The 1,709-nt window shown below is 63.3% G+C and carries 2 protein-coding genes and 1 pseudogene; 2 read left to right on the forward strand and 1 reads right to left on the reverse strand.

The features are described from left to right. Positions 1–507 precede the first annotated feature (507 nt). Positions 508–957, forward strand: coding sequence for an integrase core domain-containing protein (locus IQ782_RS30490; protein WP_420832705.1), 450 nt, complete (start codon positions 508–510; stop codon positions 955–957). Between the two features lie 4 nt (positions 958–961). On the opposite strand, the gene IQ782_RS30495 is transcribed toward IQ782_RS30490, so the two are convergent. Continuing rightward, complete coding sequence (locus tag IQ782_RS30495) at positions 962–1,159, reverse strand: hypothetical protein (RefSeq protein WP_194138225.1); 198 nt, start codon at positions 1,157–1,159, stop codon at positions 962–964. A 121-nt stretch (positions 1,160–1,280) separates the two neighbouring features. Between IQ782_RS30495 and IQ782_RS30500 the strand changes: the two are divergent. After that, positions 1,281–1,475: pseudogene (locus IQ782_RS30500) on the forward strand (IS3 family transposase); the annotation flags it as partial. Positions 1,476–1,709 lie beyond the last annotated feature (234 nt).

Raw genomic sequence — 1,709 nt, forward strand, 5'->3', positions numbered from 1 at the left:
CGAAGATCGACGATGACCGCCAGCCTCGCGATCAGCGACGCTCGCGGCTTCCTACACCACGCCGCGGGGCACTATCAAAAGGTGCCGCTGAGGGTCAGCCTCTTGCGGCAATTCAAGCATGCAGGCGGTCGCGAAGATTGATGTGATCCCGGAAGTGAGGCGGTGCGCTGCCGGACGAGATGCGTCGACGGCTGCGTGTCGATCCGGAAGGTTGGGTCCATCTGCTTTGACACGTCCAGCGCCGCCTACAAGCCGCTGCGGACGCATCAGGCTGCCGTCGAGAGGCGGATCAGGGACACGTGTGCGGTATGGCGACCGGCGCGTGACGGCCCCGCTGCGGCGGGCAGGGCGGCTGATCAACAAGGAAAAAGACGCGCAAGATTTACAACGAGTTGGAGCTTCATCTGCGCAACAGGCACCCGAAACACCAGGTGAAGGTGAAGCTGCGGGAGGACTGCCAGGGAGCCATCGGGCCGAACGCTGTCTGGGCGATGCCTTGCCCGAAAGGTGATTGCGCAATCGCAATCTGCCGGAAGGGACTTCGGGCATGACCAGTTTGCTATGGGCAGAAAGCTTCGCATCCGGACGGTTGTGGACAGCCATTTCCGGCCATGCCTGGCGGCCCATCCCTGCATCGCCTGCCGGGGTCAGGATGTCGTCCAGACGCCGGAGAGAGTTCGCGCCAGGGCCGGCTATCCGAAGACCATTCGCGTCGACAACGGCAGCGCCGTCAATTCTCGGGACCTTGCCCTATGGGCCTATGCCGAAGACGTCACGCTGGACGTCTCGCGGCCAGGGAGGCCGACGGGCACCGGTTTCATCGAGGGGTTCAACCGCACGCTCCGGTCCGAATGCCTGAACGCCCATTTGTTCATGAGCCTTGTCGACGCCCGCGAAGAGCGAGGAGATTGGCGTAGAGGCTCCAACGCAGACGGGCCCCACAGAACGATCGGATAGAATCTCACGATTGTCCCGACGGCGTCACCAGCCTGTCATCCTGAAACAGCCGGAAAAATCCAGCTTCCGGCGGTCCGACGTTGGGACGCGGTGCAACAGGCGTCGTGGCAAGCCGAAAGACGGGGGCGAACGATCCGTCATCGCCGGCAATATTCTTGATCGAGATCTCCGGGCGGAGGGCCCGAACCAGATTCAGCGACATCTGGACGGCCGAGGGCTGGCTTCACGTGGTGATCGCGCTGGACCTGTTGTCGCGACGTGTGCTGGGCTGGTCAATGACGGCGGATCGCGATGCCACCTTGGTCAAGGGATAAGCAGAGCTCGACACGTCGGCGATGGAGAGCGTCTTCTCTTCGCTCAAGACCGAACGGACCGCGCGCAAGCTCTTCCGCAGCCGCGATGCCGCCCGCGCCGACGTCTTTGGCAAGATCGCATGCTTCTATGGCCCGAGACGAAGGCATTCGAAGTTGGGCTATCTGGGCCCGATGGCATTTAAGGCCCGCGCGAAACAAACATGACCCGGTGTCCATGAGACCGGCAGCAGGCCAACGTGGCCTTCGAGAGTTGGGTTGGCCACTACTTGGCCAACCCAGGTTTCGTCCGCGCCACGCACTGCGAGAGGTCGGACCCGAAGGAGCCCCTTCACGCGGCGGGCTGGCGGTTCACGCCTTGTTTGCGCGGTTTTCGATGAGGTCGTCGACGACCGAGGGGTCGGCGAGGGTCGAGGTGTCGCCCAAGGCGCCGTAGTCGTT

The sequence above is a fragment of the Salipiger mangrovisoli genome, assembly GCF_015223355.1.
Lineage (GTDB): Bacteria > Pseudomonadota > Alphaproteobacteria > Rhodobacterales > Rhodobacteraceae > Salipiger > Salipiger mangrovisoli.

Coding starts and splice junctions, on each gene's coding strand:
- IQ782_RS30495 (WP_194138225.1), bottom strand. CDS start 1,159: ATGTCGCTGAATCTGGTTCGGGCCCTCCGCCCGGAGATCTCGATCAAG.